We start from the raw sequence: 26,210 nt of genomic DNA, 5'->3' as shown, positions 1-26,210 counted from the left end.
CGTCATCACCGCTCCGGCTTGAGTCCCGAGCGGCTGGCGAGTTCGTTCAGGGTCCGGACCGGCACCTGGGCCGGACCGGGCAGGCTGCGCTCGCGCTCGAAGCGCGCCAGGGCCGCCCGCGTCGTCGGCCCGAGCAGCCCATCGATCGCGAGCGGCCCGTAGCCGAGCTTCACCAGCGCCCGCTGGGCGAAGGCGATCTGCGGATCGCTGGCGGGCGCGGCGGCCTTGGCCGAGGCAGTGGCCGGCGGCGCGGCGGGCAGGGATTTTGGCCGCGAGGGCGGCACGACCGCCAGCGCCTTCTGGGCCGCGGCCCGGGCGGGCTCGCGCGGGGCCAGCGACGCGGTGGTCTGGGCGGTGGTCGGGGTCTCGCCCCGGATCACCTCGGCGATCGCGTCGCGCGGCGTCTCGGCGGGCTTGTCGGTAGGTCTGGCCGGCCGGGCCTGCCGCGCTTCGGCCGGGGAGGCCTCGGGCCGGCCCGAGCCGGACTTGCCGGAGTCCTGCTTGGCCGGATCATGTTTGGCGAAGAGCGGCGCGGGATGCCGGCCCTTCTGGGAATTCAGGGCATTGACGGCCACCGCCGAGATCGCGGCGAGCCCGACGATGCCCCCGACCACCCAGGCGGGCCGGCGCAGCACCTGGGCCACGCCCTCCTGCAGGCGCAGGACGCTGCGCGACGGCGCCGGCGCGCGGGGGCCAGGAGCCCGCGGGGCGGGCGCGCGCCGGGACGCGCCCGACGCCGACCGGGGGCGCGGCGCGGGCCGGGCCTCGGGCGTGATCGTCAGGTTGGGGTCGCTGGGCCGGGCGGGCGCCTCGGACATCGGATCTCCTCGGGCGGACACGTCAGCCCGCGCGCAGCAGCGGCAGGCCGGATTCGGGCAGCGGCGCGGTGCGGATCGGGACCGGCTCGCCCGGCCGGTGTCCGAGGCGGCCGTCGATCGGCAGGGCGAGCACGACGCGGGTGCCGCGGGCGGGGGCGCTCTCGAGCGTCATCTCGCCGTTGTGCAGGCCCACGAGGCCGCGCACCACCGACAGGCCGAGCCCGGTGCCCTCGTGCATCCGCGCGTAGGTCGCCGCCGAGCCCGCCTGGAAGAACGGGTCGCCGAGGCGCGGCAGGTCCGCCTCCGCGATGCCGATGCCCGTGTCGGCCACCCCCAGTTCGATGCGGTCGAACGTCCGCCGCACCGAGACCGTGATGCGCCCGCCGCGGGGCGTGAACTTCACGGCGTTGGACAGGAGGTTGATGAGCATCTGGCGGCAGGCGCGCGGGTCGGCCGTCAGGTCCGGCAGGTCGCGGGGCACCTCGCGCACGATCTCGATCCCGGCCTGGTCGGCCCGCAGCTGCATCAGGTCGCAGCAGCCGTGCACCACCGTGCCGAGGTCGAAGGGCTCGGGGGCGAGGTCGAAGCTGCCGCTCTGGATCTTCGACAGGTCGAGGAGGGCGTTCACGACCTCCAGCAGGTGCCGGCCGGAGCCGTGGATGATCGCCGCGTATTCGTGCTGGCGCTCCGGCGGCAGGGTCAGCTTGGCCTCGGCCGAGAGCATCTCGGAAAAGCCGATGATCGCGTTGAGGGGGGTGCGCAGCTCGTGGCTGACGACCGCGAGGAAGCGGCTCTTGATCTCGTCGGCGCGCTCGGCCCGCGCCCGGGCGTGGTCGAGTTCCTCGGCGTGGCGCTGGTGCTCGGAGACGTCGCGCGTCACCGCCACCACCGCCGCCTGCCCGGCGGCGCCCGCGCCCGCCGGGACGCGGTGGGCGCGCATCTCGGCCCAGATCACCCGGGCGGGCTGGTCGGGCCCGCGGGCCTCGACGTGGAGGCGGAACTGCACCGTGACCGGCAGGTCGCGCCCGCCGGCATCGTTGAGCGCCTTGAGGAAGGCCGGACGGTCCGAGACGTGGACGCGGGCGAGCAGGCCGCGCCCCTGGAGCGCGGGAGGCGCGGCGCCCATGAGCCGGACCGAGCCGCCGCTCGCCTGCAGCACGCTGCCGCTGCGGTCGTGCCACGTCACGAGGTCGTCGACCACGTCGAGCAGGAGGGCGTTGCGGGCCGAGGCCGCCCGCAGGCGGTCGCTGAGCGAGCCCTCCCGGCGCCGGTACTCGATGGCGAGCGAGAGGACGTGGCAGATCGCCGTGATGGCGAAGATCGGCATGGCGAGCCCCGCCGGCCAGGCGAGCCGCGCGGGCTCGGGCGCCGGACCGAGGAGCGCGATCGCCACCGCGCCCGCCGTCGCGAGCAGGGCCGCCACGATCGCGGCCCGGTGCGTGCCGGCCATCAGGGCCTCGATGGGAATCATCACCAGCCAGATCGCCGCCGCCGAAGTGGGACCGCCCGTGAGGTGGGCGAGGCAGACCACGAGCCCGGTGAGGGCCGCCGACGAGATGGCGTGGGCGAGCGTGAGCCCCCCGGTGCGGGACAGGAGGAAGGCCGCCACCACCGGCAGGATGAGGCAGACCGCCACCGCCGCCTCGATGCCGGACGGCACGCCGCGCCAGACGAGGTAGGGCGGCAGCAGCGCCATGGTCACGGCGCCGGTGGCCAGCCGCGAGATCAGGAACCGCTCGTGACGCGCCCGCTCCCCCGACTCCTCGGTGACCGAGTCGTGGACGAGCCCCGCGAGGCGGGCGTCGATCAGGGCCGCAAAGGCATTGTTGATACGCACACCGCCACGCCTGCGCAGGGAATCCCGAGGACCCGTGCGCCCCTCGACTCCGGAGCCCCGACCCTCGCAGAGGCGGCTTAAACGATCGTTAGAGCGCGCCCGGCCGGTCCGGACACCGCGCCGGCCGCGAGAGACCGCGTCCGATCAAGGCGTTAGGGCCGCCGCCACCGCATTCCGATTGGGGCCGGCCCCGAGAAAGGGGCCGGCCGAAGGTGCGGCGGCGCACGCGGCGGGCGCCGCCGGTGGCTCACCCGGTGACGGCGCGGGCCTCGTAGCCGGCGCGGCCGAGGGCCTGCGCCACGTCGAGCGCCTGCGCGCCGGTGGTGACGGACACCCGGCCCTGGTCGAGGTCGACCGCGACCTCGGCGGTCGGGTCGAGCCGCTGCACCGCCCGGGTCACCGCCTGCACGCAGCCCTGGCAGGTCATGCCCTCGACCCGCATCAGCAACGCGATCCGCTCCCCGGCGGGGACCTGTCCCTGGTGTGCCATCGTCCGTTCGCTCCTCGCCTGCCCGGCCGCGATTCCGCGAGGCCCGGGCCGCGAGCGGCATGTCGGGCGCCGCCGCCTGATCGGCAAGGGCCGGCCCGAAACGGTCGTCTAGCGTGTCTCCAAGTCCAGTATCGTGCCCGGCCACTGCGAGTTTGTGGACCGCAATACTGCCGAACGCAGGCCGGGATGTCGTAATCGGCGCGCGGGGCGCCCCGGGGAATGCGTGAAAAGGTCGGGGGTGGATCGCGGCGACGTCTTGCATCGCCGCGGGCGCCTGAGCGACAAGTGCCGAGGGAGCGTCGTCTGCCGGCGCCCGTGTTCGCTCCGGGAGTAGTACCGCCATGGCCCCCACGAACGGCCGGCGCGCCGATGGGCCTTCAGCGGGATGGGTGTCGCTCTGCCTCGCCGCACTGCTCGGCGGCGGCCTGTGCCTGGTGGTGGCGTTCCTGGCGGCCCCGGCGCTCGGCGTGGTGGCGGGGCTGGCCCTGGCCTGGGCGATCGGGGCGAGCCTCGCGGCGGGTTTCGCGCTGCGGCGGGCGCGGCGCCTCGCGGCCCAGGGCGAGAAACTGTCGGGAGAGATCGACCTGCTGTCGCGGCGCCTGCTCGCCGTCGAGCGCGGCGCCGCCCAGGCCTCGCCAGCGGGGATGGCCCCGTCCAACCTCCCGCCCCGTCCCGACCGGCTCGCCGAGGAGGTGGCCGAGGTGACCGCGGAGATCGGCCTCCTCGGCGGCATCGTGCGCGAACTCGCGGTGGCGGTGGCGGCGCAGGACACCGAACTGACACGCTTGAAGGAGCAGGCCGCCTCCGCCCCGGTGGCGCCCGTCCTGGCCCCCGTCCCTGCCCCCTTGCCGGCCCCTGCCCCGGCCGCCCCCGAGTCCCCTCCCCCGCCGGCCGCACCGTCCCCCGCGCCGACGATCCTGCCGCGGGCGAGCGTGGCCCCGCGCCCGTTCGTGCCCGAACCGGCGGTGCCGGCCCCGTCCGCGGAGGTCCGGCGGCGCGAACCCGAAGAAACCGCCCGGCGCCGCGAGCAGGCGATCCTCGATGCGCTGGCGGAGGTCGGGCCGGAGGTGCACCTCCAGCCGATCGTGAGCCTGCCCCAGCGCCGGGTGGCTTTTTACGAGGCGCTGGCGCGGCTGAGCCTCGGCGAGACGCGCCTGACCCCGGCCGAGTTCATGCCGGCCCTGGAGCGGCACGGCCTGACGATCGAACTCGACCGGCTGATGCTGGCGCGGGTGACCGCGATCAGCCGCCAGCTCGCCGCGCGGGGCAGCGCCGCGGCGGTGGCCTACGCGCTCTCGCCCGCCTCGCTGTTCGAACCCGGCTTCCTGCGGGCGCTGAGCCGGCTCATCGAGCTGCATCCCGAGCTCGCCGGCCGGCTGATCCTTTTTCTGCCGCAGCGCAGCTGGCGCTCGCTCGATGCCGAGCAGACGAGCGCGCTCGCGGCCTTGCGGGAGCGCGTCACGCTCGCCCTCGACCGGAGCGTCGATCTGCGCTTCGACGCACCCGCGCTCGCCGCCCAGGGCGTCGCCTACGCCAAGGTGCGGGCCGACCTGCTGCTCGGCCGGGGCGCCGCCGGCACCGACATCGCCGTGGAGGATCTGGCCGCCTCCCTTGCGCGGGGCGGCGTGCGGCTGGTGGCGGAGGGGGTCGACCGCGAGAGCGACGTGCCGGACCTGATCGACCTCGACCTGCCGCTCGCACAGGGAACGGCCTTCGCGCCGCCCCGGATCGTGCGCCCGGAGGTGCTCTCAGGCCACGCCGAGGCGCCCGCCCCGCCGCCGGACCCGGCCCCCGACGACCCGCCCCCGGTGCGCCGGCCTTTTCGGGATTTCTTGCGGCGGGCGGTCTGAGGACCGGCCCCGAGAGCATTGTCCGACGAAGGGGACGCCGGTTCGTCGCAGACCATGCGGCCCATCAAAGACGTGGAGCGGCGCCGGATGGCACCGTCACGGTCCACGACCGTCGCACACGGCCATGCCGTCGTGCGGCGACCGTCAGGACCGGATCGAGGAGGGTCCAGGAAGCGGTCGCGCGGCAGCCTCTCGGCGATGCGCCCTGTCATGCCGAACGAAGCGCGGGGAACCCTTCTCCCGTGCGGGAGAAGGGCAGGGATGAGGGTCCCGGGAGGGAGCCGCAGTAAGGCGCAGAGGATGGTGAGGGGAGCGGAGCGGGTCAGCTTCAAACACTGACCGAGGTGCTGGTAGCGGTCAGCGTTCCGCCTTCTTGCTGCACCCTCCCGGGACCCTCACCCCTGCCCCTCTCCCGCACGGGAGAGGGGATCCCGCGCTCGTCCATTGACAGCGGGGATTGCCGCGGAGACGACCTGTGCGGGTCAGCCCCCATGTCAGGCATCCGCCAGAAGCGCTGGCAGAAGCGCGGGGGTGTTGGCCGCCCGCCCCACCATCACGTGGTCGTGGACCGTGGCGCAACGCGATCGGGCGTTGCGCTAGCGCCCGTAGGGGTAGCAGCGCGTGCGGTCGAGGTCGCGGCCGAGATGGGCGGCAAGCGCGCGGATCGCCGCGGCCTGCTCGATGTAGGGGTCGCGGTTGCCCGGACCCACGACGATCGGACAGGAATCTTCCTGCCAGGGCACCATCGCGGTGGCCAGGCCCTCACCCTCCGGGTCGCGCAGGGTGAAGAACCGGGGCATCGTGCGGCGGAGATGCGCCTTGAGGCCGATCTCCTGCTCGAAGAAGGGGCCGGGCGCCGGGACGTAGGCGGCGCTCGCGCGCGCCTTCGCCTGGCGGAAGTGCTTTTCGACCGCGTGACCCATCAGCGCCGATTCCCGGATCGCCTCGGCCTCGGTCTCGATCAGGAACCAGGTCGTGCCGCCTGGGGCGTCGCAGACGTACTCCATCACTCCTCCGCGGCTTCGACGGAAGCGGCCCGAACGGGCCGGGCACGCCCTAGTCTAACCCCGGAGCGCCCGCGCCCCAACTGACCTCGCGTCGCGGCCCCAACGCGATCACCTCGGTGATCGCTCGGCCCCCAAGCCGATCGCGTCGGTGATCGCCTGGGGCCACCGCCTACTCGGCGGCGGTCGCCAGCGGCGCCTCGGGGGCGCGGAAGCGGGCGAGCAGCGCCGCCTCCTCCGCCTTGACCGCCGCGAGCGCCTTCGCCTTCACCGGCCCGAAGCCCCGGATGCCCTGGGGCAGGTTCGCGAGCCCCACCGCCAGCGCGTGGTTGCGGGGCGTGAGGTCGCGCAGGATCTCGGCGACGAGGGCCTCGAAGGCGATGACGAGCCGGCGCTCCTCGCGGCGCTCGTGCGTGTAGCCGAACGGGTCGAGGGGGGTGCCCCGCAGCCGCTTCATCCGGGCGAGGACCCGGAAGGCCCGCATCATCCAGGGGCCGAAGCGCATCTTGCGCGGGCGCCCGGTGCGCGGGTCGGTGCGGGCGAGGAGCGGCGGCGCGAGGTGGAACTCGTAGGTCAGGTTCTCGCCCTCGAAGGCCTGTCTGACCTGCGCCTCGAAGTGCCCGTCGGTGTAGAGGCGGGCGACCTCGTACTCGTCCTTGTAGGCCATCAGCTTGAACAGCGAGCGCGCCACCGCCTCGGTGAGCGGCTGCCCGCCCGGATGCACCGCGGCCTCGCGCGCGCGGATCGCCTCCACCGTCCTGGCGTAGCGCGCCGCGTAGGCCGCGTCCTGATAGGCGGTCAGGAAGGCGGTGCGCCGGGCGATCAGGGCGTCGAGGTCGTCCGGGACCTCGGGCTCGGAGGCCGCGAGCACGGAGAGCGTCTCGGGGGCGGCCGCGGCCCGGCGGCCCCAGGCGAAGGCCGCGAGGTTCATCGGCACCGCCTCGCGGTTCATCTCGATCGCCCGCAGGATCGCGGCGCGCGAGAGCGGGATGCGCCCGCGCTGCCACGCGTAGCCCAGCATGAACATGTTGGCGGCGAGCGCGTTGCCGAGCGCCGCGAGCGCGAGGCCCGTCGCGTCCGTGAGGTCGGCGTGCGCGGAGCCCGCCGCCTCGCGGATCGCCCGCTTGATGCGCTCGGCCGGGAGCGAGAAGTCGGGCTTGCGGGTGAAGTCGCCCGGCATCACCTCGGCGGTGTTGACGACCACGTGGGTGCGCCCGTGGCGGACCGCGCCCAGCACCTTGCGGGTGCCCGTCACCACGAGATCGCAGCCGAGGATCAGGTCGGCGGCGCCCGCGGTGACGCGGATTGCGTGGATGTCGTCCTGGTGGTGGGCGAGCCGCACGTGGCTGTAGACCGCCCCGCCCTTCTGGGCGAGGCCGGCCATGTCGATCATGCCGAGCCCCTTGCCCTCGAGATGGGCCGCCATGCCGAGGATGGCGCCCACCGTGACGACGCCGGTGCCGCCCACCCCCGTGACGACGATGTTGTAGGTGCCGTCGATCGCCGGCAGCGCCGGCTCGGGCAGGCCGGCATCGGGCGCATCGTCGAGCGCCACCGCCGTGCCGGTGCGGGGCTTGGCCCCGTGCACGGTCACGAAGGACGGGCAGAAGCCGTTGAGGCAGGAAAAGTCCTTGTTGCAGCTCGACTGATCGATGCGGCGCTTGCGGCCGAACGGGGTTTCCAGCGGCTGCACCGCCACGCAGTTCGACTGCACCGAGCAGTCGCCGCAGCCCTCGCAGACGAGATCGTTGATGATCACCCGCTTGTCGGGGTCGGGGAAGGCGTTGCGCTTGCGGCGGCGGCGCTTCTCGGAGGCGCAGGTCTGGTCGTAGATCATCACCGAGACGCCCGGCACGGTGGCGAGGTCCCGCTGGACGTCGTCCAGTTCGTCGCGGTGATGGATGCTGAGGCCGTCCGGCCAGCGGAATCCCGGCGGGTACTTGCCGGGCTCGTCGGTGACGAGCGCGATGCGCTCGACGCCCTCGGCGCGCACCTGTGCGGCGATGCGGTCGACGGTGAGCCCGCCCTCGTGGGGCTGGCCGCCGGTCATCGCCACCGCGTCGTTGAACAGGATCTTGTAGGTGATGGTGGTGCCGGTATCGACCGCCCAGCGGAGCGCCAGCGAGCCCGAGTGGTTGTAGGTGCCGTCGCCGAGGTTCTGGAAGACGTGGCCGCGCTTCGAGAAGGCGGATTCGCCGATCCAGTTCGCGCCCTCGCCGCCCATCTGGGTGAAGCCGTCGGTGCCGCGCTCCATCCACTGCACCATGTAGTGGCAGCCGATGCCCGCGTAGGCCCGCGATCCCTCCGGCACCTTGGTCGAGGTGTTGTGCGGGCAGCCCGCGCAGAAATGCGGCGTGCGGGTCGCGATGTCGGTGGTCTGCGCCAAGCGCTCCTGCGCGGCGCGCAGGGCGGCGACGCGGCCCGCGAGGTCGTCGTTGCGGTGGTAGCGCAGCAGGCGCTCGCCCAGGGCCACCGCGATGTCGTTGGGGTCGAGCGCGCCCTTGACGGGAAACAGCCAGCGGCCCTCCTCGTCCCGCTTGCCGACGCAGATCGGCTGGTCGGGGGTGCCGTACAATTCCTCGCGGACCTGGACCTCGATGAGGGAGCGTTTCTCCTCCACCACCATGATGAGGTCGAGGCCCTCCGCGAAGGCCACGAGTTCGCGCCGCGACAGCGGCCAGGGGCAGGCGACCTTGTAGAGGCGAAGCCCCATGTCGTTGGCCTTGACCTCGTCGAGGCCGAGGTCGTCGAGGGCCTGGCGGACGTCGAGGTAGGACTTGCCCACCGTGATGACGCCGATCTTCGGCTGGCGCCCGCCCGAGAGCACGATGCGGTTGAGGTTGTTGGCCCGCACGAAGGCCATCATCGCGTCGCGCTTGAAGTCCTGGAGGCGGGCCTCCTGCTCCAGGATGTTGTCCGGCGTGCGGATGTTGAGGCCGCCCGGCGGCATCAGGAAGTCGTCGGGCAGGAGGATTTTCACCCGGTCGAGGCGCGCATCCACGCTCGCGGTCGACTCGATGTTCTCCTTCACGCACTTGAAGGCGACCCAGGCGCCACAATAGCGGCTCATGGCGTAGCCGTAGAGGCCGTAATCGAGGATCTCCTGAACACCCGCCGGGTTCAGGATCGGCATCATCACGTCGACGAAGTGGAACTCGGACTGGTGGGCGACCGTGGAGGATTCCGCCGTGTGGTCGTCGCCCATCAGCGCCAGCACACCGCCGTGCCGGGAGGTGCCCGCCATGTTGGCGTGGCGGAAGACGTCGCCCGAGCGGTCGACGCCCGGCCCCTTGCCGTACCAGAGCCCGAACACGCCGTCGTGGCGGCCCTCGCCGCGCATCTCGGCCTGCTGCGAGCCCCACACCGCGGTGGCGGCCAGCTCCTCGTTGAGCCCCGGCTGGAAGACGATGTTGGCCTGATCCAGCACCTTGCGGGCGCGGAAGAGATTCTGGTCGAGGCCGGCGATCGGCGAGCCGCGGTAGCCGGAGACGAAGCCCGCGGTGTCGAGCCCGGCGGCCTTGTCGCGGGCCTGCTGCATCAGCAGCATCCGGATCACCGCCTGCGTGCCGGTGACGAAGACCTGTTCGCGCGAGAGATCGTACTTGTCGTCCAGGCTCACGGACCTGAGGGTCGGGACGACCGGGCGCTGGCCCATCGGGTTTCCTCCGTCACACTCCCCCCAAGGCCGCGGGCGGTCCGGTTCGGCCGGACCTGCATGCGCCCCGATACGTCAGTAATGCTGACATTCTTTGGTACGGTCGTCAATCTGGAGATGCCCGGCACGCGCCCCGCGCCTTGCAGGGGGTCGGCGCCTTGCCCGCACGGCGGATTACCGGCATCACGGACCCCCTTCGCCGCGGAAGCCCGCCATGCCGCCCAAGCCCGACATCCTCGCCGCGATCGGCCGCACGCCGCTGATCCACCTGAAGCGCGCCTCGGCCGAAACCGGCTGCCGCATCCTCGGCAAGGCGGAGTTCATGAATCCGGGCCAGTCGGTGAAGGACCGGGCCGCCCTGTTCATGGTGGAGGCGGCGGAGCGCGCCGGGCTGATCCGGCCGGGCGGCACCATCGTGGAGGGCACGGCGGGCAACACCGGCATCGGGCTCGCCATGGTGGGCAACGCCAAGGGCTACCGCACCGTCATCGTCATCCCGGAGACGCAGTCGGTGGAGAAGAAGGACGCGCTGCGGCTCGCGGGCGCGACCCTGGTGGAGGTGCCGGCCGTGCCCTTCGCCAACCCGAACAACTACGTGAAGGTGGCCGGCCGCCTCGCCGAGCGGCTGAGCGCGACCGAGCCGGCCGGCGCCTTCTTCGCCGACCAGTTCGACAACACCGCGAACCGGGACGCCCACGTGGCGACCACCGGGCCGGAGATCTGGGAGGAGACCGGGGGCGAGGTGGACGGCTTCATCTGCGCGGCCGGCACCGGGGGCACGCTGGCCGGCACCGCCGCGGCGCTGCGCGCGCGCAACCCGCGGGTGACGATCGGCCTCTCCGACCCGCAGGGGTCGGCGCTCCACCGCCACTACGCCACCGGCACCCTCAAGGCCGAGGGCAACTCGATCACCGAGGGCATCGGCCAGGGCCGCATCACCCGCAACCTCGACGGCTTCACCCCCGACGTCTCCTACGAGATCCCGGATGCCGAGGCCCTGCCCCTCGTCTTCGCGCTCCTGGCCGAGGAGGGCCTGTGCCTGGGCGGCTCCTCGGGCATCAACGTGGCGGGCGCGATCCGGCTCGCGCGGCAGCTCGGCCCCGGCCACACCATCGTGACCATCCTGTGCGACGGCGGCACCCGCTACGCCTCGAAGCTGTTCAACCCGGCCTTCCTGCGCGAGCGCGGGCTGCCGGTGCCGCCCTGGCTCGCGGCGGCGCGCACGATCGACCCCGGACTCGTGTGATGACGCGCGGGGCGGGATTAAATCCGCGCCCTCGCTCGTTCATCAGGGTATGAAACCTCGCAAGCGACTCGACGTCGTCGACCTCGTGGTGCCCCTGCGGCGCTACGCCCGGGCGCTCACGCGCGACCCGACCCAGGCCGACGACCTCGTGCACGACGCCCTGGTGCGCGCCCTGGAGCACCAGGGCTCGCTGCGCGGGGGCACGAACCTGCGCACGTGGCTGATGACGGTGCTGCATAACGCCTTCATCGACGGCCAGCGCCGCCGGCAGGTGGAGGCCCGCTACGCCGACTCGCTCGGGCACCTCGCCGACGAGGCGGTGCCCCCCGCCCAGGACAGCCACGTCCGGCTCGCCCAGATCCGCGAGGCCTTCGGGCGCCTGCCGGAGGAGCAGCGGGCGGCCCTGCACCTCGTGACCATCGAGGGCCTCGCCTATCAGGAAGCCGCGGACGTGCTCGGCATCCCGATCGGCACGCTGATGTCGCGCCTTGGGCGCGCCCGCGCCGCCCTGCGCAGTTTCGAGAGCAACGCCCCGGCCCTGCCGGCGCCCGCCCCGCAGCCCCCGCGCCTGCGGGTGGTCCAGGGGGGCGGGGGACGCGGGGACAACAATCCGTGACGGGACCCATGCCGCGCCCCGTCCCGTGGAGCACAGACCGATGACCGACCCGATCACCGAGAGCGACCTGAACGCCTACATCGACGGGCAACTCGACCTCGGGCGCCGGATCGAGGTCGAGGAGCACCTCGCGGCGAACCCGCAGGCCGCCGCCCGCGTGATGGCCGACCTGCGCACCCGCGACGCCCTCAGCGCCGCCTTCGCGCCCGTCCACCCGAACGTCCGGCCCGGCCCGGTGCCGGAGCGACTGGCCCTCGCGGCGCGCCGCCTCGACCGCGCCCTGACGTGGCGCCGGATCGGCGCCCGCTTCCAGCGCGCCGCCGTGGTCGCGCTGCTGGTCGGGACCGGCTGGCTGATGCACGCGGATTCGGGGCTCGTCGCCTCGGCCCAGACGCCGCCCTTCCTGGAGGAGGCGATGCAGGCGCGCCAGACCGCGCAGCTGCGCGCCCGCGTGGCCTCGCTGCGCCCGACCCTGGCCTACGACCGGGCGGGCGTCGAGGCGGCGACCGGGATCCGGCTGCCCGATCTGCCGCGCGACTGGCGCGTGAACGACCTGCAGATCTTCCCCGGCCGCAGCGGCGCGGGGGTCGAGATCGCCATCGAGGCGGGGGCGCTCGGCCCGGTGGCGCTGTTCGCCACCCGCACGCCGGATGCGGAGGCGCTCTCACCCGAGGTCGTGCGCGCCGCCGACGCCGTGACGGTCTACTGGAAGACCGGCCACACCGCCTTCGCGCTCAGCGGCTCGCGCGACGAGCCGGCGCTCGGGCGCGCCGCCGCGACCCTCGCGGCGCTGACGCCCTGAACTCCCCTCTCCCGCCCGGCGAGGGCCGGCGGAGCCAACCCGAGGACCATGAACCGATGAACACGCCTTACGCCTGGCAGGCCCGCCCGGCCGCCTCCGCCGCGGCCTTCGACGAGGGCCTGCGGCAGCACATGCTGCGGGTCTACAACTACATGGGGCTGGGGCTGGCGCTCACCGGCCTCGTCGCCTTCGCGGTGGCCTCGACCCCGGCCATCGCCCAGCCGCTGTTCGGCACGCCCCTCAAGTACGTGGTGATGCTGGCGCCGCTGGCCTTCATCCTGTTCCTGTCGTTCCGCATCGAGCACATCTCGGCGGGCACCGCCCAGATCCTGTTCTGGACCTTCTGCGCCGTGATGGGCCTCTCGCTCGCCTCGGTGTTCTTGGTCTTCACCGGCACCAGCATCGCCCGCACCTTCTTCATCACGGCGGCGATGTTCGGCGCGACCAGCCTCTACGGCTACACGACCAAGCGCGACCTGTCGGGAATGGGCTCGTTCCTGATCATGGGCCTGATCGGCTTGGTGATCGCGAGCCTCGTGAACATCTTCCTGGCGTCGAGCGCCCTGCAATTCGCCATCTCGCTCATCGGCGTCGTGATCTTCGTCGGCCTCACCGCCTACGACACGCAGTCGATCAAGGAGCAGTATTCCGAGCACTGGGGCCAGGAGGCGAGCACCAAGCTCGCGGTATTCGGCGCGCTGTCGCTCTACCTGAACTTCATCAACCTGTTCCAGCTGCTGCTGAATCTCACCGGCGAGCGGGAGTGAGGTCAGAGGACCCCTCTCCTCCGGGAGAGGGACACCGCGCGCACCGTTCGGCCGGGGCGCTTGGTCCGACGGCCCGGGGTTTCGGCCCCGGGCCGTCGTCGTTCGGGGGAAGCGTTACGGCTTCTTGGACTCCGGATTCTTGGGCTCCTGGGCCTTCGGCGCCGCGTCGGCCTTCTCGATCTTGGCCTGCTCGCGCAGCTTGGTGATGATGTCCTGCTGCGTCTTGCGGGTCAGGTAGGCGTCGATCTGCTCCTTCATCTCGTCGAAGCCCGGCACTGGCTTGGTGCGCTTCTCCTCGACCTTGATGACGTGCCAGCCGAACTGCGTCTTGATCGGGTCCGAGACCTTGCCGGCATCGAGCTTGAAGGCGGCCTCCGCGAAGGGCGCCACCATGCGCTCCTTGGTGAACCAGCCGAGGTCGCCGCCCTCGGCCTTGGAGCCGGGATCCTTCGAGGTCTCGGCCGCCACCTTGGCGAAATCCTCGCCGCCCTTGATGCGCGCGGCGATCTTCTTGGCCTCCGCCTCGCTCTCCACGAGGATGTGGCGGGCGTGCACCTCCTCCTCCGGCTTCATCGCCTTGACGGTCTCGTCGTAGAGGGCGCGGGCGGCCTCCGGCGTCACGGCCTTCTTGCCCTCGCGCTCCAGGTACTCGTCGAGCAGGAGCTTGTCGCGAAAATAGGCGAGCTTGCGGGTGAAGTCGGGGCTCTCGCCGATCTTGGCCTTCTCGGCCGCCTGGGCGCCGAGCTTCAGGTCGACCATGTAGTCGACGAGCAGGGATTTCTTCTGGTCGTCGCTCACGCCCGGCAGGGACAGGGCCGGGTCGTCGGCCGCCACCGCGAGATCGCCCGCCGTCACCGGCGTGCCGTTCACCCGGGCCACCACCGTGTCGGGCGCCTGAGCCGGCGCTTGGGCTGCAGGCGCTTGCGCCGGTGCTGGCGTCTGGGCCGCGGCCGGGACCGCGAGGACGAGCGCGAGGGCGCCCGTGCGCCAGAGGAGGGAGCAGGTCTTCATCGGACGATCCTTGGGCCTGTGCCTTGGGTCTGTGCGCGATTGCCGTCTCGGGCAAGGTCGGCGGACAGGTGGCTCAGATCGGCCGGCAACACAAGCGGCGCGGGGCCGCAGCGTCGCCCCGGGGGACGACGCTGCGGCAGCACGCGAGGCCGGAATCAAAAGGTCGGAATCAGAGGGTCGTCATCAGAAGGTCGGCTTGCCCGGCAGCACGACCTCCAGGCGGTCGCCGCGGCGGGCGAAGGCGATCTCGGTGGCGCTCGTGCCGGCGGCGCCGGGCACCGAGAGGCTGACGCGCTGGTCGGGCGCGAGGGTCGTCACGAGACGGACGGGCGTCTCGTCGGAGGCGAGCGTCGCGACCACGCGCAGACCGTCACGCTCGACCGTGTAGTAGGCGGTGCCCTGGACGCGGCCGAGATCGAGGCTGTGGGCCTGCTGCGGGCGCAGTTCGGTGGCGCTCGCGGCCGTGGAGCCGAGGAGGCCGAGGGCGAGGAGGCTGAGGGGACGCATGGGATCCTGGTGCGGTTCTGTCCGGCGCAATGGGCGCTTCGGAAAGCCGGCGTGACCGGGAGACATCAATTTAATTTGCCTAGCATGCGCTGCAACGCAAATTTTTGCATCGCACAAATGCTGACGACGCATGGCCAAGCCGCCCGATGCCTGGCCAGGACGCCGCGCCGGCCGAACCGACCCACGGCGCAGCCGTTGCACCTGCGGCCTCAGCACGCGAAAGTTGATCGGATGGCCCGATGAGCACCTATCGCTTCGACCGGATCCTGAGGCCCCGTTCCGTCGCGCTCGCGGGCGCGAGCGGGCGCGAGACGTCGTTCGGTGCCGCGATCCTGCGCAACCTGCGCGGGGCGGAATTTCCCGGGCCGATCTGGCCCGTGAACCCGCAGCGCGACCGCGTGGACGACCTGCCGTGCTACCCCGATATCGGCGCCCTGCCGGAGGCCGCCGACCTCGTGGTGGTGGCCTCGCCGCCCGAGACGGTGGCCGGGATCGTGGCGGCGGCGGGGGCGCGCGGCTGCGGCGGCGCGGTGATCATCACGGCGAACCTCGACAGCGGACCGGATTCGCCCGCCGAGACCGCCCGCCGCGCCGCGCGCGCCCACGGCCTGCGGCTCCTCGGCCCGGAATGCATGGGTCTCGCGGTGCCGGGCGCGCAGCTCAACGCCAGCCTGCTCGCCCGCATGCCGCCGAAGGGCGACCTCGCGCTGATCGCGCAGTCGCGCACCGTGGCGGCCGGCATCGTCGAGTGGGCGGCGGGACGGGGCTACGGCTTCTCGGGGGTGCTCTCGCTCGGCCTCGCCCTCGACGTCGACATCGCCGATTGCCTCGACCACTTCGCGGAGGATCGCCACACCCGGGCGATCCTGCTCCACCTGGAAGCCATCGCGGACGCGCCGAAGTTCATGTCGGCGGCCCGGGCCGCCGCCCGCGCCAAGCCCGTGGTGGTGCTGCGCTCAGGGCGGCACGAGGCCGCCGCCCCGGGGCCGTTCGCCACCCACAGCGGCATCCTGGCGCGGCCGGACGCGGTCTACGACGCCGCCTTCCGGCGCGCCGGGCTGCTGCGCGTCCAGGCGCTGCCCGAGATGTTCTCGGCCGTGGAGACGCTCGGGCGCCAGCGTCCCTTCCCGGGCAAGCGCCTCGCCGTGGTGACGAACGGGCGCGGGGTCGGGGCGCTGGCGGTGGACCGCCTCGCCGATCTCGGGGGCACGCTGGCCTCGCTCTCCGAAGACACCTGCGCGCGCCTCGCCGCGGCCCTGCCCGCCCTCGACCTGCCGCCCGCTTCCTGGCGCAACCCGCTCGACCTCGGGGCCGACGCGGACGGGGCGCGCTACGCCGCCGCCCTGGACCCGCTGCTGGCCGACCGCGGCAACGACGCCGTGCTGGTCGTCAACGTGCCCACCGCCCTCTCGGGCGGCCAGGACGTGGCCGAGGCGGTGGCCGGCGCCGTGCGGCGCGCCCGGCAGGCGAGCTTTCGCGCCAAGCCGGTCTTCGCGGTCTCGATCGGGGACGGGGCGGCGGCCACCGAGGTGTTGCGTGCGGCCGGCATCCCGCGCTTTCCCACCGACGCCGAGGCGGTGGAGGGCTTCATGCACCTCGTGCACTACCGCGAGGCGCAGGACGACCTGATGAAGACCCCGGCCTCGCTGCCGCAGGACTTCACCCCCGACGTCGCGGCGGCGCGCCGCATCGTCGGGGCGGCGGTCGCGGCCGGGCGCAGCTGGCTCGACCCGCGCGAGGTCGCGGGCCTGCTGGCCTGCTACGCCATTCCGACCCTGGAGGTGCATTTCGCAGCCGACGCCGAGGCGGCGGCGGGCGCGGCCTGGCCGTTCATCGCCGCCGGGCGCACGGTGGCGCTCAAGGTCGTCTCCCCCGCCATCGTGCACAAGTCCGACATCGGCGGGGTGCATCTCGACCTCACCAGCGAGGCGGCGGTGCGCGAGGCGGCGGCCGAGATCCTGGCCCGCGCCGCCCGCGACCGGCCGGACGCGGCGGTGACGGGCTTCGTGGTGCAGCCGATGCTGCGCCGGCCCAAGGCCCGCGAGCTGATCGCCGGGCTCGCCGACGATCCGGTCTTCGGGCCGGTGGTGGTGTTCGGGCGCGGCGGCACCGCCGTCGAGGTGGTGGACGACCGCGCGCTCGCCCTGCCGCCCCTCGACCTGCGGCTCGCCGCCGAGCTGATCGGGCGCACCCGGGTCTCGCGCCGGCTCAAGGCCTACCGGGACGTCGCGGCGGCCGACGAGCACGCGGTGGCGCTGGTGCTGGTCAAGATCGCCCAGCTCGCCGCCGACCTGCCGGAGGTGCGCGACCTCGACATCAACCCGCTGCTCGCCGACGAGACCGGCGTGATCGCCCTCGACGCCCGGGTCGCGGTGGCGCCCGTGACCGGACGGCGGCGCGATGCCGGGGCGGGCCTCAGCCACGCGCGCTTCGCCGTGCGCCCCTACCCGGCCGAGTGGGAGCGCCGCATCCGCCTCGACGATCATCCTATCCTCGTCCGGCCGGTGCGGCCCGAGGACGAGGGCCTGTTCGAGGAGTTTTTCCGGCACGTGAGCGAGGCCGACCTGCGGCTGCGCTTCTTCGCGCCGGTGCGCGACTTCAGCCACGCCTTCCTGGCCCGGCTGACGCAGCTCGACTACGCCCGCGCCATCGCGTTCGTGGCCGTCGACGCGGCGAACGGCGCGATGATGGGGGCCGTGCGCCTGCACGCCGACGCCAACCACGCCTCCGGCGAGTACGCCATCCTGGTGCGCTCCGACCTCAAGGGCCTGGGGCTCGGCTGGGCGCTGATGGGGCTGATGATCGAGTGGGCGCGGGCCGAGGGCCTGCGCCACGTCGAGGGCCAGGTGCTGCGCGAGAACACGACGATGCTCGCCATGTGCCGCAAGCTCGGCTTCGCGATGCGCAGCGATCCGGCGGACCCGGAGGTGATGCTGGTGCGGCTCGCCCTCGACGAGGCAGCAGGGCCGGCCGATCCGTGATCCGGCGTCGGGGCGGCCCGGGGAGCCTCGCGCGCCGGCGATGCAGCGTGACGATGGGGGACGCGGGAAGTCAGGTGGGGCCGCCGGGTGCGGCCCCGCTCAGCGCCGCCGCGGTGAGATCGCGCGTGCGCCTCGCCTCCGCCAGCAGTGCCGCGTAGTCCTGGCCGCCCTGCGCGGCCAGTTCCAGCCGGCGGCAGACCTCCGCGAGGCGGGGGCAGCCCATCATGCCGGCGGTCGAGATCAGCCCGTGGGCCTCCTGCGCCACCGCGTCGCGCGCCTCGCCGTGGAAGGCCGCCCGCATCAGCTCGATCAGGCGCAGGACGAGCCGCTCGACGGTCGGGACGCCGATCATGTCGCGCAGGTCCTGATGCGACTCCCGGTCGACGACCGGCAGCGCCTCCATCTCCGGCGCACCGGGTCCGGCCGCGTCGTCCGTCATCGCGAGATTCCTCGGCGAAACCCTCGGCGAAGCGCTTGCGTCGCCCGCAGGTGATAGCCTGTGCGGGAAGGCCCTGCTACGGCGCCCGCCGCGAGCTGCCGGCGGCCGATGCCCTCACCCGATCATCGACGGCACGCTATCCTCCGCGAGGATCCGGCGCGCCGCCGCCGCGTCCTCGTGCATCCGGGCCGTGAGGGCCTCGGCGCTGGCGAAGCGCGCCTCGCCGCGGATGTAGCCCACGAACTCGACCGCGATCGTCTGGCCGTAGAGGTCGCCCGAGAAGTCGAACAGGGTCGTCTCGAGGAGCGGCGCACCGTTGTCGAAGGTCGGGCGGCGGCCGTAGCTCGCCACCCCGTCGCGCAGGCGGCCGTCGGGCAGGCGCGCGCGCACCGCGTAGATGCCGTGGGCGAGCCCGCAGCCCGGGAGCGCGACGTTGGCGGTCGGGAAGCCCAGCGTGCGCCCGCGCTTCTCACCGTGGCGCACCTCGCCCTGCACGAACCAGCGGAAGCCGAGCAGGCGGTTGGCCCGCGCCACGTCCCCTGCCTCCAGGCTCGCGCGGATCGCGCTCGACGAGACCGGGCTCTCGCCGGTCTCGGCGGTCACCGCCTCGACCACCCGGCAGGTGAGCCCGTTCTCGGCGCAGAGCGCGGCGAGCACTTCGGGCGTGCCCTCGCGGCCGCGGCCGAAGTGGAAATCGTGCCCGATCACCACGCCCGAGAGCCCGAGTTCGCCCTTGAGGAGCCCGGCCACGAAGGCCGCCGCCCCGGTGCGCGCCAGCGCGGCGTCGAAGCGGCGCACGAACACGCCGTCGACGCCCAGACGGTCGAGCACCGCGAGCTTCACCGCCTCGCCGGTGAGGCGGAACATCGGGGTCTCGGGGGCGAAGAAGCTGCGCGGATGCGGCTCGAAGGTCAGGACGGCGCTCGGAACCCCGGCGGCGGCGGCCTCGCGGCGCACCGCCGCGATGAGCGCACGGTGGCCCTGGTGGAGGCCGTCGAAATTGCCCAGGGCCGCCACCGCCCCGCGCAGACCCGGCGGGACCGGCGCGCCGTCGCGGTTCACGATCAAGCGCGGAGGGGCGGACGCCGCCGCCGGATCCTTCGCGGCGGTCTCGTCGCTCGACGGCATGAGGCTCCGAATCGGTTCGACGCAAGGAACTCCCCGGAGCGGGGAGAGGCCTCCGGCCGAGGCGGGCGCGACCCTGTCGAAAAGCACCCGGGGGGTCAAGCAGGGTGGAGCGGGCGGGCGCGGACCGCCCCGCCGGACCGGAGAACCCTCCCGACAGTACGCCCGAGCACCGAGACAATCCCGGCGCATCGGCCCCGGTGCGGGAGGTCGCAGTCGCGTGGTCGCCGGCCGGGCTCCCGGCCTGCGGGGAGCTTCGCGGCGGACGCGAACACTCCGGCGCGCCGCGCGAAGTCTCGCGGTGACAATCATCGCCGGCCCGGCCCGTGATCTCGGGGGGATGCCGGCAGTTCCGGGCCGCGAAATCACGGCCGCGCGCGCATTGTGTTCCGAGTGTGGCACGTGAATCACGCCGCTTTGCGCAGAGTCGTGCAAGTCTCCAGCTCGGCTGATTCGGGGGCTGGTGATGGCGTCGGGGCGTGGGCGGACTTCCTTTGTTAGGTCATTGTTAACGAGCGGGAGCCTGATTCTGCTCGGGGGTGCGTCGCCGGCCGTCGCGCAATCGATCTTCTGCCCGAGCGGCGCCGTGACGGCGCAGATCGGCAACAACCTCTGGGACGGGACCACCGCGCCCTACACGCTCCAGAACGGGAGCTGCACCAACGGCGTCAACGGCGCGGGTGCCTTCTCGGGCGCCGCGCTCGCGAGCCAATCCCTCAGCGACCTGTCGCAATCCGCCACCACCGAGACCAACCGCACCACGTCGAACGCCATCGCCAACCGGCGCGCCGAGGAGACGCAGCGCTCCGCCGACGCGGACCGGCAGCGGCAGCGGGATGCGGATTCCCGCAACGAGCAGGCCCGCGAGCGCCGCCGCGCCGATCGGCCCCAGGACACGCGCAGGCAGGAGTCGCGCCGACAGGATGCGCGCACCGAACGCGCGGCGGAGCGGCGGCGCGAGAGCGACCGGCGCGACGAGGCGTCCCGCACGCGGCGGTCCGAGGCGCGGGCGCAGGCCGCCCGGACCCGCCAGGAGGAGGCGCGCCGGGATGCCGAGCGCACGCGCCGGGCCGACGCCGCCGAGGAGCGCCGCGAGGCCGCCGCCGCGTCCCGCCGGGCGCAGGCGCGTCGGGACGCGGAGCGCCGGGCGCAGGCCGAGGAGCGCCGGGACGAGGTCGCCGCCCGCCGCATGCGCGCCCGGCCGGATTACGACGCCCGCGACTACGACGCCCCGCCGCCGGCCGGTCCCGGGCCGCGCCCGATCGTGCGCAAGGGCTACGACGTCGAGCCGGTGCCCGTGTTCGTCCCGCCGCCGCAAGGACCGCGCTTCGGCGTCTTCGCGACCGGCTACGGCGACTTCGAGCAGCGCTCGGGCCGGACCGCCGGGTCGATCCAGTACGATCCGGGCGGCGCGCCGCAGAACTTTCCCTTCACCGTCCTGCAGCGCAGCACCACCCGCACCGGCGGCTTCCTGGGCGGCATCGACCTGACGGTGCGCGACCTCGCCGAGCCCGGCGACGGCGCGATCTTCGGCCTGATCACCGGCTACACCGACACCTCCATCACCATCTCGACCCGGACGCTGTCGCCGAATCCGGCCCTGCTGCCGAACGGCGCGGCCTCGACCCGCGTGTCGCTCACCGGCCCGTCGGTCGGCGCCTTCGCGACCTACTTCAACGGCGGGTTCTCGTTCGATCAGACCCTCAAGGCGGATTTCTACGGCCTCGATCAGACCTTCACGGAGGCCGCGGGCTTCGCCGGCATCGTCACGGCCGTCGCCAACCTGGCGGGCTCGGGCCGCACCGGCGTGACGCAGCTCTCCGCCTTCGGCAACGCCAATTACCGGTTCTTCGCCAGCGACACGGTCTGGTTCGAGCCGACGGTCGGCTACCAGGTCACGCACTCCTTCTACGAGGCGAGCGCGGCCCAGCTCGGCCTGCGGGACGGCAACCTGATCCGGGTCCAGGGCGGCGCCCGCTTCGGCTTCGAGACCTTCCTGGGTTCGACCCGCCTCACCACGATCCTGACCGGCCTCGCCTACGAGAACGTCGTCATCGACGGCGGCTTCATCCAGGCGGGGGCGTTCGGCAGCAACGTGCTGGCGCTCAACGACGAGGGCAAGCTGCGCGGCCAGGGCATCCTCACCTTCGCCCTCGACCACGGCAACGGCCTGTCGAGCTTCGTGCAGGGCGACGTGCGGGGCGGCGACCGCTACTTCGCGGCGGGCGGGCGCGCGGGCTTCCGCTACCAGTGGTGAGCCTTCACTCCACCCGCACCACCGCGTAGCCGTCCTGCGCCAGGAGGCTCACCAGCCCGGCCTCCCCGGGCAGGTGGGCGGTGCCCACGGCGATGAAGGCGCCGCCCTGGTCGAGGAGCGGGCGCGCCCGCTCTCGCAGGCGGCGGTTGCGCCGGTCGATCAGCCGGTCGAGGAAGGCGGCGGGCAGGCGCGCGCCGGGCTCGCCCGGCAGCGGCTCGCCCGCGCGCATCCAGGCGAGCAGCCCGCCCCCGTCGCGGGCGACGTAGCGGGCGATCGTGGTCTCGACCGAATCCTCGGCCAGGGGCGCTTGGCGCAGCACGGCGCGCAGGAGGTCGCGCTCCGCCGGCGCCGGGAGGTCGGCGAAGGTGCCGATCTGCTCCTCCAGCGTCTCCAGCCCCACCACCGCGATGCCGCGCTCCCGGGCACGGCGGGCGAGCACCCGCTCGGCATGGGCCGCACGCCCCTCCCCCGACGTCTTGGCGCAGGGCGGCAGGTCGAGCACCAGCGCCAGCACGGCGGGCTTCAGCGACGCGGCCGAGGGCGGCAGGCCGCGCGCGGCGATCAGCGCGCGCAGTCCCGCCGCCTCCTCGGCGTCGAGCAGGTCCGCGGCGGCGCGGCCGGGCTGCGCCGCCAGGGCGGGCGCCACCGCGAGCGCCCGCCGTGCGCGCAGGCTGCGCGGCGCCTCGTCGATCTCGACCGCGAGGCGGCGCGCGCCGTCGAGCGCCGCGAGGGCCGCGGCCGGGAAGCCCACCACCCGCGGGTCGCTCAGGTGCAGGGTGCCGAACAGGTGGGAGGGCGCCACGCCCTCCCGGCTCACGCGAAACAGGATGCCCTGCGCGTGCGGCCCGCGCCGCCCGGCCTCGATCTCCGCCCAGGCGGCGGGAGCGGTCGCCTCGATGCGCGGGAAGAGGTCGTGACCCGCGCAGGCCGCCCCTGCGGGGCCGGCAGCGGCCGCCGCGAGCAGCAGGCCGGCCAGCGCCCGCGCGGCACCCCATCCGCGCGCCCGCCCCGCACGATACCTCCGGCTCCCCATCGCATGCTCCCGGTCCCGCCCACGCTTATGCCACGTCCAGCGCCCGCACGCCTCTCGGCGCCCGATTCGGCCGTCTGTGACCCGGATCACGGACGGATCGCCCGGAACGATGCGACGCGCGCGCGGCCGGTGCGCGCCCGCACCTCCGCGGCGGGCGGGCGGTGCGAAGGACGATCCGTCCGCGCCGCCACCTGTGCTATGCTGGCGCGGTGCCTGGGGGGTGCGCGATGCGTCTCGGCCGCGGGTTGATCGGAGGTTTCTTCGCCATCGTGGTCGCCGTCGCGGCGATCCGGCCCGCTTTGGCGGGCGATGCCGAGACCTGCGCCCGCTCGGCCGCCGACCCGGATGCCGGCATCCCGGCCTGCACCCGGCTGCTCGACCAGGAGCGCAATCCCGCCGCCGTGCCGGGCCTCTACAACAACCGCGCGGTCGCCAAGGTGATGCGCGGCGACCACCGCGGCGCCATCGACGACCTCACCCGCGCCCTCGACCGCCAGCCCGCCTTCACGGACGCGCTCAAGAACCGCGGCATCGCCTGGCACATGCTCGGCGAGTACGACCGCGCCATCGCGGACTTCACCCAGGCGCTCCGCCTCGACCGGCGCTCGCCCGCCATCCTCAACGCCCGCGGCGCCGCGCTGCTGGCCAAGGAGGAGTTCGACCGGGCGGTGACCGATTTCGACGCGGCGATCGCCCTCGACGGCAAGTTCTTCCGCGCCTTCGCCAACCGCGGCCTCGCCTACCTGCACAAGCGCGACCTCGACCGGGCGCTCGACGACTTCAACGCGCTGATCCGGCTGCGGCCGACCGATCCGCTGGGCTACGAGAACCGGGCCGCGCTGCTCATCGACCGGGCCGAGTTCGACGGCGCGATCGCGGACTACAACACGGCGATCCGCCTCACCCCCACCGCGTGGCGGGCCTACAGCCGGCGGGGCGAGGCGTGGCGCCTGAAGGGCGAGCTGCAGCGCGCGCTCGCCGACCACGCCAAGGCCATCGCCCTCGAACCGGCGCCGGAGGCCTACAACAACCGGGCGCTGGTCTGGAAGGACATGGGCCAGCTCGACAAGGCCCTGGCCGATTGCGACGAGGCGCTCCTCAACAACCCGCGCCACGCGCTGGTGCTCGCCAACCGCGGCGAGATCCTGCGCCTCAAGGGCGATCTCGGCCGCTCCCTGGAGGACCTCAACCGCGCGGTGGCGGCCAATCCCCGCTCGCCCATCGCCCTCACCTTCCGGGGCGACACCTACCGGGCCGGGCGCCAGACCGAGCGGGCGATCGCCGATTACGACGAGGCGCTGCGGGTCCTGCCGGATTTCGTCGCCGCCTATACGGGGCGCGGGCTCGCCCACGAGCAGAAGGGCGAGACGGCGCTGGCCCGCGCGGATTTTGAGAGGGCGATGAGCCTCTCGCCCGACCGGGACGCCGGCGTGGCGCGCCCCGCCCAGGCGCTGGCCCACGAGCGCATCGCCGCGCTGGCCACGGCCCAGACCGAGCAGGCGCGCAGCGTCGTGCGGGCGGCCGAGTCGCGGGTCGCCGAGGAATCGGCCAAGCGCGCCTCGGCCACGCAGGCGGCCGCGGACGCGCGCGAGGCGCGGCTGCGCGCCGAGGCGGATGCCCGCGAGAAGGGCCGGGCCGAGAACCAGGCCCGGGCCGAGTTCGAGGCGCGGGTGAAGGCCGAGGCGCGGGCCGAGTCGCTCGCCGGCCTGCGCATGGCCGACGAGGCGCGCCGCACCGCGCTCGCGGAAGCCGCCCAGGCCCGTGCTACCGCCGAGGACGCGATGCGCACCGCCACCGCGGCCCGCGCGGCGGCGGAGGCCGAGGCGAAGCTCCGGGGCGAACAGGAGACGCGGGCCCGCGCCGACCTGATGGCGCAGATCGCCGCCTCGAACGCCGCGCTCGCCACCAGCCGCGCCGAGGCCGAGCGCGCCAAGGCCGCCGAGGAGCAGGCCCGCAGGAGCGCCGCCGAGGCCGAGGCCCGCGCCAAGGCCGCGGAGGCCGAGGCCGGCAAGGCCCTGCGGGAACTGAAGGCGAAGCTCGCCGAGGCGCCGAAGGCCCCGGCCGCCGTCGAGACCGGCCGCCGCGTGGCGCTCGTCATCGGCAACTCGTCCTACCGAGATTTCGCGCTGCTCAACAACCCGCGGCGGGACGCCGACGCGGTGGCGAACGCCTTCCGCAGCCTCGGCTTCCAGACGGTGATCGCGGAATCGAACCTGTCGCGCCAGAATTTCGTAGCGGCCCTGCGCCGGTTCGAGGATCAGGTCGAGAGCGCGGATTGGGCGGTGGTCTACTACGCCGGCCACGGGCTGGAGGTCGGGGGCATGAACTACCTGATCCCCACCGACGCGCAGCTCAACGCCGACCGCGACATCCAGGACGAGGCGATCACGGTCGAGCGAGTCCTCGTCGCCACCGAGAAGGCGCGCAAGCTGCGCCTCATCGTGCTCGATGCCTGCCGGGACAACCCCTTCGTGCCCCGCATGCGCCGCACCCTGGCCTCGACGCGCTCGGTGGGACGGGGGCTGGCCAAGATCGAGCCGGAGGGCGGCACGCTGGTCGCCTTCGCGGCCCGCGACGGCCAGGTGGCGCAGGACGGCACCGGCGCCAACAGCCCCTTCGCGGCCGCCTTCGTGAAGCTGATCATGGAGCCCGGTCTCGAGATCAACATGCTGTTTCGCCGGGTGCGCGACGAGGTCTTCGCCGCCACCAACCGCAAGCAGGAGCCGTTCACCTACGGCTCGCTGCCCGGCGAGGCGTTCTACTTCCGGCCCAAATAGCCGGACCGCGCCGCCGTCAGGCATCCGCATCATCGCGCCCTCAGCCGAGGTCGTGATCCGACCGCCGGCGGCGCGCAACCAGCGCGGGCGCTAGAGCAGTGCCCGATCGCGTTGCCATCGGGCTGCTCTAAATCTTTGTGTCGCTGCATTTTCTGCGACGAACCGGTATCCACTTCGTCGGAAAATGCTCTAAGGGCCGGAACGCCGGCACCCCGGACGAATGGCCCCGGCGATGGCCGGCACGACCGTCCGGCCGCGTACCGGTCTCATAGCCCCGGTCTGCACCCGTCGATCGCTCGCTGCGGCGCGGCGTCCCGCGAGCAAGACGCACCCCCGAATCAGGCCGGAGAGGCGCGCAAGGCAGCCGTCTTCGACGCGCTCGGCCGTCCCGTCGTCCCGCTCCGGCGCCCATTACCGACCGGGAGAGCCGCCCCTCGTTCAAGCACGATCGCTGCGAGCCGAAGGCGGCAGGTTCGATTCCGTTCGCTGTCGCAACGCATACGATCGGAGACCTCGACACACATCGCAGCATTCGCGCGCTGAACCTGTGCCCGGCCCGCCGCAATGCAGCAACATCGAGAAACAAACCTGCCGCGGTGCCACAATGCTGCCACAATGCGACCTATGACATTAACCATAGTTATTAACTTGAATCAGCGCTGAGCGTGAGTTTGCGTACGGCGTCGTACAGAAGCGCTGATTTGTACTTCCAAATACAATCCACTTCCCTCCCATCCCGGGAGTGAAGCTTGCCCGCCGAGCCGTGCTCGACGCGGTGCCGCTCGTCCGAGCGGCACCGGCCGGACCGTCGTGCGCGGTGCACGCCTCCGCACCCAGCCACCACCCGTGGCCGGGATGATCGCCTGCGCCCAGGCTTGAGGGCTGGCGCACCACCGTCAGGAAAGATTATGGCCGATACACCTTCGATCCCGCTCACCCGTTACAACGGGACGATCTACGCGAAGAGCGGTGACGTCATCGAGAACCTCGACATC

General features: G+C 73.5%; 18 protein-coding genes. 8 read left to right on the top strand and 10 right to left on the bottom strand.

Translation table 11 applies throughout. The annotated features are described in order from the left end of the window. Nucleotides 1-5: 5 nt before the first annotated feature. The 3 genes from ACKUB9_RS21810 to ACKUB9_RS21800 all read right to left on the bottom strand — a co-directional run bounded on the left by ACKUB9_RS21810 (nt 6) and on the right by ACKUB9_RS21800 (nt 3,145). Complete coding sequence (locus ACKUB9_RS21810) at nt 6-818, bottom strand: peptidoglycan-binding domain-containing protein (protein ID WP_407526635.1); 813 nt, start codon at nt 816-818, stop codon at nt 6-8. 22 nt (nt 819-840) lie between these two features. Continuing rightward, a complete protein-coding gene (locus tag ACKUB9_RS21805) occupies nt 841-2,655 on the bottom strand; it encodes a sensor histidine kinase (RefSeq protein WP_407526638.1) in 1,815 nt (604 codons plus the stop codon). A 247-nt stretch (nt 2,656-2,902) separates the two neighbouring features. Next, a complete protein-coding gene (locus ACKUB9_RS21800) occupies nt 2,903-3,145 on the bottom strand; it encodes a heavy-metal-associated domain-containing protein (RefSeq protein WP_407526641.1) in 243 nt (80 codons plus the stop codon). A 341-nt stretch (nt 3,146-3,486) separates the two neighbouring features. Between ACKUB9_RS21800 and ACKUB9_RS21795 the strand changes: the two genes are divergently transcribed. After that, complete coding sequence (locus tag ACKUB9_RS21795; RefSeq protein ID WP_407526644.1) at nt 3,487-4,995, top strand: EAL domain-containing protein; 1,509 nt, start codon at nt 3,487-3,489, stop codon at nt 4,993-4,995. Nucleotides 4,996-5,591: 596 nt separating this feature from the next. Here ACKUB9_RS21795 and ACKUB9_RS21790 read toward each other — a convergent pair. Together ACKUB9_RS21790 and ACKUB9_RS21785 are read right to left on the bottom strand one after the other, a co-directional pair. Further along, a complete protein-coding gene (locus ACKUB9_RS21790) occupies nt 5,592-6,002 on the bottom strand; it encodes a hypothetical protein (RefSeq protein ID WP_407526647.1) in 411 nt (136 codons plus the stop codon). Nucleotides 6,003-6,171: 169 nt separating this feature from the next. Continuing rightward, complete coding sequence (locus ACKUB9_RS21785; protein WP_407526649.1) at nt 6,172-9,654, bottom strand: indolepyruvate ferredoxin oxidoreductase family protein; 3,483 nt, start codon at nt 9,652-9,654, stop codon at nt 6,172-6,174. A gap of 214 nt (nt 9,655-9,868) precedes the next feature. On the opposite strand from ACKUB9_RS21785, the gene ACKUB9_RS21780 reads away from it, so the two are divergent. From ACKUB9_RS21780 to ACKUB9_RS21765, 4 genes are read left to right on the top strand one after another with little or no spacing between them, the layout of a single operon-like run. Next, a complete protein-coding gene (locus ACKUB9_RS21780) occupies nt 9,869-10,900 on the top strand; it encodes a cysteine synthase A (RefSeq protein WP_407526651.1) in 1,032 nt (343 codons plus the stop codon). Between the two features lie 49 nt (nt 10,901-10,949). Next, entirely contained in the window at nt 10,950-11,516 is a 567-nt protein-coding gene (locus ACKUB9_RS21775; RefSeq protein WP_407526653.1) for a sigma-70 family RNA polymerase sigma factor, read from the top strand. A gap of 40 nt (nt 11,517-11,556) precedes the next feature. Then, nucleotides 11,557-12,318 (top strand): anti-sigma factor family protein, encoded by a 762-nt coding sequence (locus ACKUB9_RS21770; RefSeq protein WP_407526655.1) that lies wholly within the window; start codon nt 11,557-11,559, stop codon nt 12,316-12,318. A gap of 56 nt (nt 12,319-12,374) precedes the next feature. Then, a complete protein-coding gene (locus ACKUB9_RS21765; RefSeq protein ID WP_407526659.1) occupies nt 12,375-13,085 on the top strand; it encodes a Bax inhibitor-1/YccA family protein in 711 nt (236 codons plus the stop codon). 114 nt (nt 13,086-13,199) lie between these two features. Here the strand turns inward: ACKUB9_RS21765 and ACKUB9_RS21760 are convergent, their stop codons facing one another. Continuing rightward, on the bottom strand, nt 13,200-14,096 hold the full coding sequence (locus ACKUB9_RS21760; RefSeq protein ID WP_407526661.1) for a peptidylprolyl isomerase: 897 nt from the start codon (nt 14,094-14,096) through the stop codon (nt 13,200-13,202). A gap of 183 nt (nt 14,097-14,279) precedes the next feature. Continuing rightward, complete coding sequence (locus ACKUB9_RS21755; protein WP_407526664.1) at nt 14,280-14,603, bottom strand: hypothetical protein; 324 nt, start codon at nt 14,601-14,603, stop codon at nt 14,280-14,282. A gap of 239 nt (nt 14,604-14,842) precedes the next feature. Between ACKUB9_RS21755 and ACKUB9_RS21750 the strand changes: the two genes are divergently transcribed. Next, on the top strand, nt 14,843-17,584 hold the full coding sequence (locus ACKUB9_RS21750) for a bifunctional acetate--CoA ligase family protein/GNAT family N-acetyltransferase (RefSeq protein ID WP_407526667.1): 2,742 nt from the start codon (nt 14,843-14,845) through the stop codon (nt 17,582-17,584). Between the two features lie 70 nt (nt 17,585-17,654). Here the strand turns inward: ACKUB9_RS21750 and ACKUB9_RS21745 are convergent, their stop codons facing one another. After that, nucleotides 17,655-18,023 carry an Hpt domain-containing protein gene (locus ACKUB9_RS21745; RefSeq protein ID WP_407526671.1) on the bottom strand — a complete coding sequence of 123 codons (369 nt, stop codon included), beginning with the start codon at nt 18,021-18,023 and terminating at the stop codon, nt 17,655-17,657. A 114-nt stretch (nt 18,024-18,137) separates the two neighbouring features. After that, a complete protein-coding gene (locus tag ACKUB9_RS21740) occupies nt 18,138-19,151 on the bottom strand; it encodes a bifunctional riboflavin kinase/FAD synthetase (RefSeq protein ID WP_407526674.1) in 1,014 nt (337 codons plus the stop codon). A gap of 583 nt (nt 19,152-19,734) precedes the next feature. Between ACKUB9_RS21740 and ACKUB9_RS21735 the strand changes: the two genes are divergently transcribed. Then, on the top strand, nt 19,735-21,405 hold the full coding sequence (locus tag ACKUB9_RS21735; RefSeq protein WP_407526677.1) for a hypothetical protein: 1,671 nt from the start codon (nt 19,735-19,737) through the stop codon (nt 21,403-21,405). Nucleotides 21,406-21,409: 4 nt separating this feature from the next. Here the strand turns inward: ACKUB9_RS21735 and ACKUB9_RS21730 are convergent, their stop codons facing one another. After that, nucleotides 21,410-22,438: a TraB/GumN family protein gene (locus ACKUB9_RS21730; protein ID WP_410823681.1), complete on the bottom strand. Its 1,029-nt coding sequence runs from the start codon at nt 22,436-22,438 to the stop codon at nt 21,410-21,412. A 227-nt stretch (nt 22,439-22,665) separates the two neighbouring features. On the opposite strand from ACKUB9_RS21730, the gene ACKUB9_RS21725 reads away from it, so the two are divergent. Continuing rightward, complete coding sequence (locus ACKUB9_RS21725; RefSeq protein WP_407526682.1) at nt 22,666-25,215, top strand: tetratricopeptide repeat protein; 2,550 nt, start codon at nt 22,666-22,668, stop codon at nt 25,213-25,215. Nucleotides 25,216-26,210 lie beyond the last annotated feature (995 nt).

Source organism: Methylobacterium oryzisoli (assembly GCF_046557895.1).
Taxonomy (GTDB): domain Bacteria; phylum Pseudomonadota; class Alphaproteobacteria; order Rhizobiales; family Beijerinckiaceae; genus Methylobacterium; species Methylobacterium oryzisoli.
Note: the sequence above shows the minus strand (reverse complement) of the source record. Positions and strands in the feature narration are given on the sequence as shown.